Consider the following 12,539-nt stretch of genomic DNA (forward strand, 5'->3'; position numbering starts at 1 on the left):
GCGTCCATCGTGAGTACGTCTGACACAGGGGGCGGTTCGGTGAGTCAGGGCCGGGTACCTCGGCCCTGCCCCGAGGGCTCGGCCACCTTCATCGCCCAGCCGCGGTGGCGGCGGAACAGCTTCGCGGCGTCGCCGCAGTAGCCCCACGGCACATCGGTCGCGTACGGGCCGATGGCGTCGAAGGCATCTGCGGCTTCCAGGTGCCTGCCCCCGAACGACAAGGCGTGCGCGAGGTAGTTGGCGTCCTCGTGGAAGGCGGCGTGCGGCCGCCTGGGCGCACGGCAGTCCCACCAGTTCTCCCACGCCTGCCAGGTCGACGGGTTGTCCACCCACGGGTGAATCGTCAGTCCGTAGCGGTCTCCGTCCACCTCCATGCGCATGCGGTGGGATTCGGCGAGGGCGACCAGCGGCAGCACGTGGAGCGGGAGTCCGCGCGGCGCGTGGACGCACTGCTCCTGCGCCCAGTGGAAGACCTCGCCCCCCGTGCCGTGCCAGGAGGGGAAGAGATAGGTGAGCAGTTCGTGGTGCGCTTCCCGATTCCATGGATCGCACTCGATCAGCCGTTTCCACACCTGCTCCAGCGTCGCGCGCCATTCGCGGTCTCGGGGAGGCGAATGAAAACGCGTCAACGCGAGCATGACCAGGTACGGGGAGGGGTCGCTCGGCAAGGCCTCGGCGGCGGCATCGCAGGTGCTCCACGCCTCTTGCATCGCCTCGTTGAGCCCGCGCCCCCGGCCGCCGGCCATCGACCGCAAGGCCAACACATTGGCCAGCAGGGCCAAGGCGTGCGGAGAGCGCGGCTCCGCCTGCGCCCACGTGTCGGCGAACGTCAACCGGACTCCGCCACGGGCGAGGACCTGGAGGCGGAAGATCCGCCTGTCCCAGTCGGCACCCGTCGAGGACAGCAGCTCGCGAGCGCCTTCCCAGCGCCCCATCGCGGCGTCCTCGATCACCGTGCGAAGGGCCGCGTCGTCCCGGGCCGGATGCCGGTCGAGGTCGAATGCCCGGCTAGCCATGCCCCTGCGGCCTTCCGCGCTCCGCGGATGCGGCGAGCCGCCGACTCCCGCCCCGCGAGACTTCCCGTCGTACCCGAAGGCCGCTCCGGCCGTTCGCCGCGGCCGGCGGAAGGCGTCGGGACAGCAGCGACACGGCAGTGGTGGCCGGGCTCATCGTCAGGCGCTCAGGCACCTCTGGTATCGGCATGCTCGAAAGTCCTCGGGTCACGTCCGGCAGTGGAAGGACCGCCGGGGCACGGGGGCGGTGGGAGAGGAGCCAATGTCCTCATCCGCGCCCCGACGGTCGGCTTGGAAGTCGATCTTCGCGATCGGTTCGATCGCACCCCGCACTCTCCTTGGACTCCGGCGCCGAGATCAGGGGCGGCACCCCGCAGCGCGAGGAGCGGACACACGCTCGAAGGACCCGTTCCCGGGCGGTTCGTCGGCGCCGTGCCCTGCGGGCGACCTCAGAGTGGTGGGAGCGCGCGCGGTGCGCACATCACCCGGGTGATATCGCCGGAGTGCCTCCGCCTTCGCCCGAGACGGTAGGGGGCAGTGCGCCGCGCCGGAGGCCACTCGCGGAGACGGGACGGCTCGCACGGCCGCCACGACGAGTCGACGGCGAGGTGGCGGAGGCGGGTCCGTGGACGGGCTCGCGTGCCATGGGTGCTCCCTCCGGGCCGCGCGCCGTGGCTTGGCGGCCCGAAGGGAGCGGCGGATCAGGTGGTGCTCGTGGTGTCGTCGTCGAGTTCGCGGGCGAGCTTGCGCAGGATGGGCCCGTACTCGGGGTGGGCCAGGGCGGTGGCCATCTGGGCGACGAGGTAGTCGGCGGGGTTGCCGGTGTCGTACCAGCGCCCGGAGATGACCTGTCCGTACACCGCCCGGTTCCGCGCGTACGCGTTGATGGCGTCGGTCAGGTAGACCTCGCCCTGGCGGTGCTCGTACCAGCGGCGGGTCTGCTCGCGGAGTTCGTCGATGACGGCGGGGGTGACGACATAGCCGCCGATCGCCGCGTACGAGGACGGGGCGTCGGCCGGCCTGGGCTTTTCGACCAGGCCGGTGATGCGCATCAGGCCGTCGCCGAGGTCTTCCTTGACGACGGGCACGCCGTAACGGTGGGAGTCGGCCGGCTCCATCGGCATCAGGGCCAGGACCGGGCAGTTGGTGCTCTCGTAGGCGTGGATGAGCTGCTGGGCGCGGGGCACCTGGGCGACGAAGACGTCATCGGGCCAGAGCACGAGGACGGGTTCGTCCCCGAAGGCGCGGGCGGCGTTGAGTACGGGGGTGCCGTTGCCGTAGGGGCCGTACTGGTCGAGGTAGGTGATGTGGCCCTGGCGGGCCAGCTCGCCGACCTCTTCCACAGCGTCGGCGTACGCGTCCTTGCCGTCGGCGCGCAGCTGCTCGACCAGGGAGGGGTTGGGGCGAAAGTGATCCTGGATAAGGGACTTGCCGCCGGAGACGACGATGGTGATGTCCGTGATACCGGACGCCACGAGCTCGCGGACGGTGTGCTCGATGACCGGCTTGTCGCCGACCGGCAGCATCTCCTTCGGCGTGGCCTTGGTCAGCGGCAGCAGACGGGAACCGAGTCCGGCGGCGGGGATCACAGCCCTGCGGATCGTCGGGGTCGGGGGCATCAGGGACGCTCTTTCGGTCGGGGCGCGTGCCGCACCGGCCGGCGGGGCACGCGCCGACGCTACCAACGCCCCCGTCCTCCCCGGCGGCTGTCTGCCGGGCGGCGCACCGGGACGTTCACGGGCAGGGAACGAGCCCGTGTACTTCGTCACGGCGAAGTGGCCGTGGGCGTCGATCACCTGGAATGACGGCCAAGAAGGAGTCTGATCGACCCCACATCGGCAAGTGGCCGCGACGAGCCGGTGAGCGGCTTCCTGGCAGGCATCCGAAGGGCTTCCGTCGGCACCGGGTGACGACTCTCCCCGCGTCCGCGCCCCCGCTGCGTCCCCGCCGCGCCCATGGAACGCGAAAAGCGGCCCCGGAGGGCCGCCAGGATCACCGAAGTGACTCACGCTGCCAGCCGAGATGCTGGTCAGATCGTTTCTGCACATCCAGCGCGTGGTGGGGCGGGTGGGACTCGAACCCATTTCAGTGACGCGTCTCACCTGCGAAGATGCCGAAGGGTCGGACATATCTATCCGTTTCCATCCGGCTGCGTCCTCCTCGATCCTGCTCAATCGCGGACTGTTAGGCGTTCGCCACACCACTTCATCTGCGTCCCGCGCTCCGACCGGACCCACGGAGCTTAGGGAAGGCTCTGTCCCCGCCAGCATCCCCGAATCACTGCGTGGGTAGCCCTGGTCTCCCCACACCCTGGCCCATGTTCGCCCGCTGCGCGCAGTTACGTTGCGTAGTGCCGCGCCTGTGTGCTCGGACCCTCGGGCACGAGCACACACAACTAACGGCGGCCGCGCATCCGGCCCTCACCAGTCGCGGCCGTCCGGAGGCAGTTCATCTGTCTTCTCCTGTATACGGTGCAGGGCGGACTCCGCGAGGTCGCGGTAGAACTCTTCCTCGACGCTGCCCTTGGCGCATCCGTCGGCCAGCTCAGTGGCCTTCGTATGTTCCTCGACATCCTCAGGGTAGGGCTGGCCGGGTGTCCCGGAGCGCATTCCACTGTTGCTGGCGTTGTACAGAGCGCCCCCCATTCTCTTCAGGCTGGCGTCTCCGTGGCGGTCCGCAGCACGCAGGCAGCGGCGTACGAACCCGACGTCCCAGACGAGCGTCCGGGGGGCCTTGGACAGCATCGCCGCGGCGACCCTGATCTTCACGGGGTCGCTGCCGTCGAGATACTCCTCGATCACGTCAGTGACCCGAGCGTCGTAGGGTCCGGCCACAAGCTCGAAGATGTGGACTCCCAGGTAGCGCCTGCGGGTGGACTCCGGGTCGGCGGCGATCCAGTCACGAATCTGCCGCAGCAGGTGTGGGAAGTCATCGTGATCGCGGAACGGCGGAGTCACGTGCCAGCGGAAGGGCAGGGGGGAGTGCATGCCTGTCGCTTGGTGTAGTGGGCTTTCCACCCTGGCTTCGAGTAGTTCGATGACGGCGAGGGGTTCGGTGCGGGCGAGTTCTGCGAGGAACTGGCCGATCTCGTAGCCGTCGATGGACGGTGCCGCGGCCAGGGCGGTGAGGAATACCCCCTGCTGTTCCTCGGAGAGATCCGACCAGGACAGCGCGCTGTACGGGGGACCTGCTATGGCCTGGGCGAACTCATCGAGGTCCGCTGTCTCCACGGCGGGCGATGCGGTGAGCAGTTCGACGGCCAGGTCCTTGTGCTGTGCGGCGATGACGTGCACGGCACCGAGAGCGGCCCTGCGCACGATGCTGTCCCCGTGGGTGGCGAGTTCCCGCAGCAGGTCCTCCTCGCCGTCCAGCAGATCGCCGCGACCGCGCTGGTTGCCAAACGCCTGCGCCACTTCCCGGGTGAGTTCGGTGTTCTCCGAGTCCATGAGCGTCCGGCCCCAGTGGACCGCGCGGTCACCGGCGGCGTGCCCCATCGCAGCGAGAGCGACCGACACCAGCGACGCCAGCGAACCCTCGGGCGACGCCATGGCCTGCTCGCAGACGGCCTCGCCGACGGACGGGCGGTGGGTGACCAGCGTCCAGATGAAGGACCGGGCCCGACCGCTGTCGGTACCGAAGACCCTGTCGTTCTCGCTGCGCAAGGCGTCGACGCGCGCGGCGATCGTATCGTCTGCCCAGTCAGCGAGAGTGGCCATCACGTCGCTGAACAGAACGGCTTGCGCCGCACGCGAATCCGAGACGGCGGAGTAGACGGCCGGGTCGGCCGGTCCGCCGTGCAGCGCTCGGGCGAGCTCGTTGTCCGGTGAGGTGGGGATCGCGCTCAGCAGGTCTTCGGCGGGGCGGCGAAGGCCGTCGGGGCCGTACTGCGCGAGCCAGCGGAACTCAGTGCGCACAGCGACCAGGATTGCCGGAGGCAGAGCGTGCTGGACGATGTAGCGGTGCAGCCGGTCGACGGTGCTCGCGAGGTGCGGGATCCACGGCTGTCGCATGTCGTCCGTCACCGTCAGCCCGAAACCGCCAAGTGGCAGGCTGAGGGCGTTGCCGATCAGGGAGCGGGCCGCCGAGGCACGTTCGAGCTGCGGGTGTCCCAGCTCCTCGAACGCCAGGTCCAGCGCCACTCCGCGCATGTCCAGGACCTCCCTGGTAGGGGCCAGCACGTAGTGGCGGAAGGTCAAGGTCCAGGTGGTGGGCGTCCACAACTCATCGTGGTCTTCCGTGGTCAGCACAGGGGCGAGCACACTCAGCGGCTGGTGGACGGACAGAGTCGAGGGTGCGCGGGCCAGCCAGCGCTCGACCTGGCTGACGAGGATCCGCTGGTACTCGGTGGGGCCCCAGCGGGTGTGGCCGGCCAGTTCCTCCAGAACCCGCAAGGGGTGCGAGGGATATCGATTCAGGGGGCGTGGGTCGTCGCGGCCCAGGCACCAGAGGAGGGTGGCCGCCTGCGGCAGGAACTCCAGATGATGGGCGGCGGCTTGCAGGACAGGGGCCAGGGCATAGCGCACATCCGTGTCGGTCCAGGTGTGGGTCGATCCGAACCAGACTTCCGCGGTGACGGGGTCACAGGGGTTGTCCACCGCCCACGTGGCCAGGTCGATCGCCCGCCGTGGTTGGAAGAAGGCCACCTTCGCCACGACCTCCAGCAGGCTTGCTCGCTCCCGTGCGTCCGCGCCGCGGAACTCTGCCGTGATCTGCTCCCACAAGGGCTCGATCAACCCGCCGGTGCCGGTGCCATGCTGCTGTTGCCACTCCACACGGCCGGTGTTCACCACCAGGTTGGCCAGCGCACTGCCCTGGCCGGCTTCCATGGCCCTGACGAGGTAGCCCGTGGGCAGCCCTGTGCTGCTGTGACGCGCTGCCTTGACGAGCAGGGCGTCACCCAGCAGGTCTGGCACCAAACGCACGGTGGTGCCGTGGCTCAGCACCACCCCGGCACTCTCCAGAGTCTCCAAGTGCCGGGCGAAGACGTCGAACGGCAAGCCGGTCAGGGCTTCCAGCGACGTGCGGACCTCCTCTTCCGCGAGCCGTACAGGCTGGAACGCGGCGAGGGAAAAAAGCAGTTCCTGGGGTACCTGGCCGGATGCCGGATCGGCGGTCAAAGCCTCGGCGAGCCGGTCCGTGAGTTCCAGGTGGAGTTGCTCGTCGCCTTCGAATCTCCGGGGATCCAGGGCTCCGCTGTTGATCAGCGCCGCGCCGGTGACGATCAACAGCGGGCAATCCCGTGCCGCTGCGGCGAGCCTCGGTGCGTGGAGCCGTACCGCTTCGTCCAGGATCTCGCCGGCCAGGGAGAGAGCCTCGTCAAACTTCAGGTCCTCGATATCGACCACGGCGGCGTCGCTCACGTGCGTGCCAGCACGGGCCAGTGCGCGGCGGGCATGGGCCATGCCGTAAGGCCGGAGGGACAGCAGCACGTTGGCGGAGGCGTTGGCGTTCCGTACCCCGGAGACGATCTTGTCGAGGGGGAGTGTGTCGTTGTGTGCGTCGTCGATAATCACCAGCAGGCCGCCTGTGCTCGGCAGCTCCTTGAACGCGCCGGGGCCGATGACGGAGTCGGGGCCGAGCACTCGTACTTCGACGGCGGGCTCTGCGTCGCGCAGCGCTTCACACAGGGCCGTCACGACTTTCGTCTTCCCGGATCCGCCCCTGCCGACGAGGAGCGCGACGCTTCCTTGCTCCTTCCTGGCAAAGGAGACGAGGCATGCCTTCGGCTGTGCCTGTCCGACGAGCCGCCAGCGGTGAGTGTAGACCCGGCCCTTGTTCACCTGGCGAAGGTAGTCGTCGGGTTTCATCCAGGGATCCGGCTCCGCCGGCCCCTTCTGCGGGAACTCGAACCGCAGGCCGACCGCGTCGCCTTGGATGAATGCGCCCCGGAAGTCGATGTGGTCCCCTCGATACAAGGTCTCCGTGCTGTCCTGCATATGCCGCTCCATGGCCTCCGCGACGGCTTGCGCGATGTGCGGATCAGGGGCGAGCAGGTCCGCCGCCACCTGGACGATCCAGGGTCGCACCGCCTCTTGCTGGGCGGGCTGGGTAGCCGCTTCGGTAAGCACTCGCGCGGAAGCGTACGGGTCCTGTTTCAGCGTCCGCGCCAGTTCCTCCACCCGCCGACGCCCGGCCTCCCCGCCGACGCCTTCGGCCAAAGCCGTCAAAAACGCCTCCAGAAACGGCACCGGCAGTGCGTCTTTCATCTACTTCTTCCCTCCCCCGTTCCACACAGGCGGGCCGCTCGGAGCCGTAAGCCAACGGGTAGAGGTTCAGGCCGCACCGTGCGCCGGCCTGGCGTACAACACGATCTGCATGCCTAGGCCAACCACCGCCAGCGCCTCCAGCACCGACAGTGCGACAAGCAACCCGCCGCCCGGTCCGCCAGCCCAGAACACCAGCAGCCCTGCCAGCGGCAGCGCGCAGAACGCCGTCAAGTCCACCAGGCACTGGAAGGTCTTGCGGGAGCGGTGGCGCGCGTCGCCGCGATGGGCTTGCTCCCATCCGAAGGCCGCAAAATCACCTTGGGAACCTGCCAGTTGTGTCAGACGGGGGCCCAGTTCGTCTCGGACGTACCGTCCGATCGCGGAGATCTTCTCGTCGTTCACCAGGTACGTCCACCCCAGAACGAGGCACACCGGCGGCACGGCGAGCAGCATCGATGGCTGTTTGGCCTGCGCCGCAGCCGCGATGATCGCGGCGGTGACCGCGAGCGTCACGTAGAGAAGGTTGTCGCGGAACCCGATACGTGCCTTCTGCTCGTCCTTGACACTCTGGTACTCGATAAGCAACAACTTCCCGACACTGACGCCCTCTTCCGGCTCCGCCACAGCCCCCATCCTCCCTGCCCAACGCCCGCGTATGGTGATGATGTGGCGATATCATAGGTCCGTGCCCAAGACCCAACCCACCGCAGTGATCCTCACCGCGCTTGCGGTGGAGTACGACGCCGTACGGGACCACCTGGCGGATGCCGAAGAACTCGTCCACGACGACGGGACCCGGGTGGAACAAGGCCGGCTCGGGAACACGTCCTGGAACGTGGCGATCGCAGAGCTGGGCGTGGGGGCCGTCAACTGCGCCGCGCTCACCACGCAGATCGCCAACTGGCTCCGCCCGCAAGTGCTGCTGTTCGTAGGGGTCGCGGGCGGTCTCAAGGACGACATCGCAATTGGTGACGTCGTGATCGGGACGAAGGTATACGCAGTCCACGGCGGCAAGCACACCCCGCAAGGATTCCAAGCCCGACCCGAAGCGTGGAACGGCACGCACCGGCTGGTGCAGACGGCCCGTGCGGTGCTGCGGGAGATGAAGGGCGACGTACGCGGCCACTGCAAACCGATCGCGTGCGGTGACGCCGTCCTGGCCGACGACAAGTCCGCGTTCGCCGAGTTCATCCGGCAGAACTACAACGATGCCTGTGCCATCGAGATGGAAGGCGCTGGCGCCGTCCACGCCGCCCACCTCAACGGCCAGGACGCCCTCGTGATCCGGGGCATCAGCGACCGCGCCAATCCCGACAAGCACGCGGCGGATGCGTCGGGATCACAGGAGTGGGCCGCCAAACAGGCGGCCTCGGTGGCGATGGCCATCCTCCACAAACAGCAGCCACGCGACGACTCCCCCAACTCTGAGGAGCGCCGCACTCACAGCCTCACAACCACAGCCACCTACGGCGGCGACCACATCGACTTCCGAGACAGCACGTTCCACGGGACCGTCATCGGTAAGACCTCCGGTCCGCACCCCGACAACGGACAGCGCAGCTAGGTTCTGCCTCTCCGATCACGATCGGAGAGGCAGACCGTGATCGCCTCGCCCAGGGCCCCCATCCCTCTGCGGTAGCTGCCACATAGCAAACTGTGGCATCAGGGTGCGCGTGCAGCACTCCTCTTTCCATAGCGCCCGGCGAAGGCGGCCCCGGCCGTACTGCCTCCCGTTACGTGGACACCTACGCCCTGCTTGGTCGAGTCGGCCACTTGAGTTGATCGAGTACTGTTCGAAATCAACAAAAAGTCAGGCGCGTACGTCCCGCTGCTGCACTTCCTTGAGGACCGCCGCCACCGTGGCAAAGTCGTTGTCCACGTGAAGCACCGTGTGCCCGTGATGGACCGCTGTCGCACATACCAAGAGGTCGATGGCTCCGGCGGCGCGGTGCTGTGCTCGCTGGGTGAGCTTGTACTGCGCGGTTTCGACCCAGCGCCATGCGCTCTTGGGAACCGGCGAGAGATGGCAGAGATCATCCAGCTCTTCGGCCAACTCGTCCCGGTGGGCCGGGCTTGTAGCCGAGTAGAGGAACTCCGCCCTCGTGGGCTCGCAAATATGGAACACGCCAGCAGCGATGTGCCCTTCCCACGACCGCAACGCACCCGGCGTACGGAAGAGATGCCACAGGGCGGACGTATCGAGGAGGTACGTGATCACTCGAAGGCTGCCCGCCGAGCGCGCTTGGCAGCTGCATGGGCCGCAGCCGCGGCCTCGAACTCGCCCCGCTCGCCCCGCGCGGCCAGCTTCTCGGCAGCCTCCAGCCGCTTGATGCGCGCCACGTAGTCCCGCAGAGCCCCGTTGACCGTCTCCTTCTTCGTCGACGCGCCCATGAGCCGCATCGCCTCGGCCAGCGCCTCGTCATCGAGATCGACCTGGGTCACAGACATACCAGCCACCCCCTCACTACAAGTCCATGATGTACATAAACATGATACGTCACCAACATTCACGGTGCCAGCTCATGGCGCGATGCGGGGTGCGGAGGGCGCGATGTCGCGCCGATGTGGCGAGTTGAGTGGGGTGCGACGCCCCCCTCAACGGCCGTGGGACCGTCCCGCGACGCCCTTACGGAGGCTTCGCCACAAAGCCCCAGGTCAAAGCTGTTCAGGGGTCGTCTTCGATATGCAAAGGCCAGCGTTCGCCACACCCCCGTGAGGCGAACGCCACACGCACAATGCCCCCACAAAACGCGTTTCCCCAGGTCAGAACGATTCTGCCTGGGGACGCTGGGTGGGGCGGGTGGGACTCGAACCCACGGCCGACGGATTATGAGTCCGCTGCTCTAACCGGCTGAGCTACCGCCCCTTTACGGCGTGGCGCGTACATGTGTGCGCGCCGTCTGCCGCAGCATAGCCGCTCATACGATCTCCTGCCTCGGATGCCTCGCATGATCGGCTTCGCTGTCCAGAGAGACCGCGCCGAGCGCTGCCCGGTTCCGGAATCAGGGCAAAAAAAGGAGGACCCTTGCGGGCCCTCCTCTTCTTTGCTCCCCCGACTGGACTCGAACCAGTAACCTGCCGATTAACAGTCGGCTGCTCTGCCAATTGAGCTACAGGGGACCGCGCTCCCCCGACTGGACTCGAACCAGTAACCTGCCGATTAACAGTCGGCTGCTCTGCCAATTGAGCTACAGGGGATTGCTGCGTTGCACCGAACAGCCCACCTCCGGCGTTTGCCGGGGGGCGAGCGCCCGTTGCGAGTCATAGATTAGCGCAAGCAGGGGGGTGCTCCGCCAATCGGTATCGGCAGCAGGCCGGACACCACACGACGAAGGGTGACAGGCATGCGGTACAAGGTCACGTTCGCGGTCGGACTGGCCGTCGGGTACGTGCTCGGGACCCGGGCCGGGCGCGAGCGGTACGAGCAGCTGAAGAAGTCGGCCCGCGAGATCGCGCAGAACCCGGCGGTCCGCAATGCCGCGGAGACGGCTGGTCACAGCGGTCGCCAGTACGCGGGCAAGGCATTCGCCGCGGTGAGCGACAAGGTCGGCGACGCGGTGCCGGAGGCGTTCGCCGAGCGGGTCCGGAACCTGCGCGGTCGGGGCACCGGCGCCGGTGGCGAGGACGACTGGGGCACCAGCAACACCTGAGGCCGGCCGGAGGCCTCCGCGGCCCGTGGCCGGGAGGCCTCCTCGACGGCGGAGTCCGCCGGTCCGTGCGGCAGAATTCTCCGCATGGGGATAGTCGCCGGGCTGGACAGCTCTTCCACCTTCACTCGCATCGTCGTCTGTGACGCCGACACGGGTGCCGTGTTGCGCCAGGGCTACGCGCCCCACCCGCAGCCGACGGGCGAACCGGGGGGCACGAACCCCCACGAGACGGACCCCCAGGCGTGGCTGCTCTCGCTCGGCGAGGCGGCCGGCGGCGGTCTCCTCGAAGGGGTCCAGGCCATAGGGGTCTCCGCGCAGCAGCACGGCCTGCTCCCCCTGGACACGCAGGGCGCCCTCGTGCGTCCGGCACTGATCGGAAACGACAAGCGCGGGCAGGTCGCCGCGGCCGACCTGATCGAGGTGCTCGGCGGTCGTCGGGGCTGGGCCGAGGCCGTGGGCTGCGTCCCGCACTCCGCGCAGCCGATCTCGAAGCTGGCCTGGCTGGCACGTACCGAGCCCGAGGCGGCGCGCCGGGTGGCCGTGTTGATGTCCCCGCACGACTGGCTCGTGTGGCAGTTGCTGGGCCGGCCCGCCCGCCGCACCACCGACCGGGGCGGCGCGTCCGGCACCGGCTACTGGTCGACGGCCACCGGCACCTACCGCCCCGACCTGGTCGAACTGGCCCTGGGGCATCAGGCACTGCTGCCCGAGGTGCTGGGCCCGGCCGACGCCGCCGGCACCACTCCCGAGGGGCTGCTGATATCCGCCGGGACCGGCGAGACCATGGCCGCCGCCCTCGGGCTGGGCCTCGGTCTGGGCGACGCGGTCGTGTCGCTGGGCGCCTCCGGCTCGGTGATGGCCGTGCACCACCAGGCGCTGCCCGACCCGGGCGGCCTGATCACCTCGCTCGCCGACGCGGGCGGCATGCACCTGCCGGTGGTGAACGTCTCCAACGCCGTACGGACCCTGCGCGGCACCGCCGAGATGCTCGGCACCGACCTGGAGGGGTTGAGCGCGCTGGCGCTGAAGTCGACTCCGGGTGCGCACGGCCTCGTACTGCTGCCGTACCTGGAGGGCGAGCGGACGCCGAACCTGCCGCAGGCCGCCGGCACCCTGTCCGGGCTTCGGCGGGACTCCATGAAGCCGGAGCACCTGGCGCGGGCCGCCTTCGAGGGCATGCTGTGCGGTCTGGCCGACGCCCTCGACATCCTGCGGCACCGCGGGGTGGAGATCCGTCGGGTGTTCCTGCTGGGCGCGGCGGCCGAGCTGCCCGCCGTGCAGGCGGCGGCGCCGGGCCTGTTCGGGACGCAGATCGTGGTCCCGGCGCCGGCCGACTACGCGGCACTGGGCGCCGCCCGCCAGGCGGCGTGGGCCCTCGGTGTGGCGCGGGGCACCCTCGCGCCGCACACCCCGCCGCTCTGGCCGGGTCCGGCGGCGCAGGTCTTCGAGCCGGGCGAGGACTACCCGGCCTGGCAGGCGGTGCGCCGCCAGTACGTCGCGACGCGCGAGCAGATCCACCCCGGGGCGTTCTAGGCCTCGGCCCGGGACGGGCGGGCGCCCGGTCGGCGGTCGCGAGGGGGCCGAGACGGTCTGGTCCTTTTGACCTGCCTTTGCGAAAACGGGTGGGGATCGGGCACCCGATTGGCCGAAGATGGAGCGAACCCCCTCGA

General features: G+C 69.0%; 9 protein-coding genes and 3 tRNA genes. 3 read left to right on the forward strand and 9 right to left on the reverse strand.

Features of this window, described 5'->3' with window-relative positions; all coding sequences use genetic code 11:
• Positions 1 to 44 precede the first annotated feature (44 nt).
• The 4 genes from OHA84_RS12950 to OHA84_RS12965 all read right to left on the reverse strand — a co-directional run bounded on the left by OHA84_RS12950 (position 45) and on the right by OHA84_RS12965 (position 7,843).
• Positions 45 to 1,016: a hypothetical protein gene (locus OHA84_RS12950; protein ID WP_266971614.1), complete on the reverse strand. Its 972-nt coding sequence runs from the start codon at positions 1,014 to 1,016 to the stop codon at positions 45 to 47.
• Positions 1,017 to 1,714: 698 nt separating this feature from the next.
• On the reverse strand, positions 1,715 to 2,632 hold the full coding sequence (locus OHA84_RS12955) for a UTP--glucose-1-phosphate uridylyltransferase (RefSeq protein ID WP_266947448.1): 918 nt from the start codon (positions 2,630 to 2,632) through the stop codon (positions 1,715 to 1,717).
• 801 nt (positions 2,633 to 3,433) lie between these two features.
• Positions 3,434 to 7,219: a hypothetical protein gene (locus tag OHA84_RS12960; RefSeq protein ID WP_266971612.1), complete on the reverse strand. Its 3,786-nt coding sequence runs from the start codon at positions 7,217 to 7,219 to the stop codon at positions 3,434 to 3,436.
• A gap of 66 nt (positions 7,220 to 7,285) precedes the next feature.
• Positions 7,286 to 7,843, reverse strand: coding sequence for a hypothetical protein (locus OHA84_RS12965; protein WP_266971610.1), 558 nt, complete (start codon positions 7,841 to 7,843; stop codon positions 7,286 to 7,288).
• Positions 7,844 to 7,904: 61 nt separating this feature from the next.
• Between OHA84_RS12965 and OHA84_RS12970 the strand changes: the two genes are divergently transcribed.
• Complete coding sequence (locus tag OHA84_RS12970; RefSeq protein WP_266971608.1) at positions 7,905 to 8,783, forward strand: 5'-methylthioadenosine/S-adenosylhomocysteine nucleosidase; 879 nt, start codon at positions 7,905 to 7,907, stop codon at positions 8,781 to 8,783.
• A 246-nt stretch (positions 8,784 to 9,029) separates the two neighbouring features.
• Here OHA84_RS12970 and OHA84_RS12975 read toward each other — a convergent pair whose 3' ends face one another.
• The 5 genes from OHA84_RS12975 to OHA84_RS12995 all read right to left on the reverse strand — a co-directional run bounded on the left by OHA84_RS12975 (position 9,030) and on the right by OHA84_RS12995 (position 10,417).
• Positions 9,030 to 9,437 (reverse strand): PIN domain nuclease, encoded by a 408-nt coding sequence (locus tag OHA84_RS12975; protein ID WP_266971606.1) that lies wholly within the window; start codon positions 9,435 to 9,437, stop codon positions 9,030 to 9,032.
• Positions 9,434 to 9,667 (reverse strand): type II toxin-antitoxin system VapB family antitoxin, encoded by a 234-nt coding sequence (locus OHA84_RS12980; RefSeq protein ID WP_185301024.1) that lies wholly within the window; start codon positions 9,665 to 9,667, stop codon positions 9,434 to 9,436. Before OHA84_RS12980 ends, OHA84_RS12975 begins: the two co-directional genes overlap by 4 nt.
• A 344-nt stretch (positions 9,668 to 10,011) precedes the next feature.
• A tRNA-Ile gene (locus tag OHA84_RS12985) sits at positions 10,012 to 10,085 on the reverse strand.
• A gap of 181 nt (positions 10,086 to 10,266) precedes the next feature.
• Positions 10,267 to 10,339, reverse strand: a tRNA-Asn gene (locus OHA84_RS12990).
• A gap of 5 nt (positions 10,340 to 10,344) precedes the next feature.
• Positions 10,345 to 10,417 (reverse strand) — tRNA-Asn (locus OHA84_RS12995).
• A 146-nt stretch (positions 10,418 to 10,563) separates the two neighbouring features.
• Between OHA84_RS12995 and OHA84_RS13000 the strand changes: the two genes are divergently transcribed.
• Complete coding sequence (locus OHA84_RS13000; RefSeq protein WP_053677791.1) at positions 10,564 to 10,869, forward strand: hypothetical protein; 306 nt, start codon at positions 10,564 to 10,566, stop codon at positions 10,867 to 10,869.
• 84 nt (positions 10,870 to 10,953) lie between these two features.
• Positions 10,954 to 12,402, forward strand: coding sequence for an FGGY family carbohydrate kinase (locus OHA84_RS13005; protein WP_053677789.1), 1,449 nt, complete (start codon positions 10,954 to 10,956; stop codon positions 12,400 to 12,402).
• Positions 12,403 to 12,539 lie beyond the last annotated feature (137 nt).

Source organism: Streptomyces sp. NBC_00513 (assembly GCF_041431415.1).
Lineage (GTDB): Bacteria > Actinomycetota > Actinomycetes > Streptomycetales > Streptomycetaceae > Streptomyces.

Excerpts from the sequence above, each read along its gene's own strand:
- OHA84_RS12980 (WP_185301024.1), bottom strand. The coding sequence starts at position 9,667 with ATGTCTGTGACCCAGGTCGATCTCGATGACGAGGCGCTGGCCGAGGCG.
- OHA84_RS12950 (WP_266971614.1), bottom strand. The coding sequence starts at position 1,016 with ATGGCTAGCCGGGCATTCGACCTCGACCGGCATCCGGCCCGGGACGAC.
- OHA84_RS13000 (WP_053677791.1), top strand. The coding sequence starts at position 10,564 with ATGCGGTACAAGGTCACGTTCGCGGTCGGACTGGCCGTCGGGTACGTG.
- OHA84_RS13005 (WP_053677789.1), top strand. The coding sequence starts at position 10,954 with ATGGGGATAGTCGCCGGGCTGGACAGCTCTTCCACCTTCACTCGCATC.
- OHA84_RS12955 (WP_266947448.1), bottom strand. The coding sequence starts at position 2,632 with ATGCCCCCGACCCCGACGATCCGCAGGGCTGTGATCCCCGCCGCCGGA.
- OHA84_RS12960 (WP_266971612.1), bottom strand. The coding sequence starts at position 7,219 with ATGAAAGACGCACTGCCGGTGCCGTTTCTGGAGGCGTTTTTGACGGCT.